Origin of the sequence: Blautia sp. AF34-10, from assembly GCF_003477865.1 — a bacterium.
Taxonomy (GTDB): Bacteria; Bacillota; Clostridia; order Lachnospirales; family Lachnospiraceae; genus Fusicatenibacter; species Fusicatenibacter saccharivorans.
In genome coordinates, this window is record NZ_QUED01000090.1 from 1 (window position 1) to 798 (window position 798).

General features: G+C 47.0%; 1 protein-coding gene. It reads right to left on the reverse strand.

Translation table 11 applies throughout. The features are described from left to right. On the reverse strand, positions 1-798 hold a 798-nt coding region (locus DWZ60_RS17000), incomplete at both ends, for a hypothetical protein (protein ID WP_199669435.1).

Consider the following 798-nt stretch of genomic DNA (forward strand, 5'->3'; position numbering starts at 1 on the left):
TTTGCCACAGAACCTGTAAGCATCTCACCAGCAAATCCACCACTGCATCTATAAGCCTCTGCCAACTGAAGATCTACAGCAGTACCGTTTGTAACGGTTCCTCCTTCCATCCGACCCACATAGCCTCCGGCAGAACCACCCTGTGTTGCTTTACTTGCCAGAATGCTCCGTCCTGCTGTAACAGCGTATCCATATGCATACTGGGAAATAATCTCATTTAACTGATTCTGATCATTGACTTCACCAAGTGCCTGTAATTTATTACCGTAACTTCCATAAGAACCGACAGCACCAACCCACTTATTCCAGGTATCCGTATCCAGTCCACGAAGCGGTCCATAAACAGCTGTATTCTTTTCTGTCGGATACACTGCCTGAAGAAGCGTCAGCGGATTATCTAGTTTGATAAGACCGAATAAAACCTTCAGACTTCCTGTGTCTGCAACATTCGCACACCGCATCAGTCCGGTATAGCCTCCAGCATATTCCGTTCCATATACGGAACGGATACGATAGGCCGCACATTCTCTTACGGTTCCTGTATATGCAGCACCTTTCCAGTTATCCGTATTGTTTCCCCAGATCTGACCGCCATAGTTGTAACCCGCATATCCTCCTGCAAGTCCACGGTAAATGCTGTCATCACTTTCAGCCTGAGCCCTCACAGCACCTCCACAAGGTACACAGGTTGTTTCGCTGTTTTTGATCACAGGAACAAATGCCTGTAAAACGCCAAGAAGATTATCTGCCTTGATCAGTCCTCCAAGAGCACTTAATCCATTTACCACATCTGCCGCA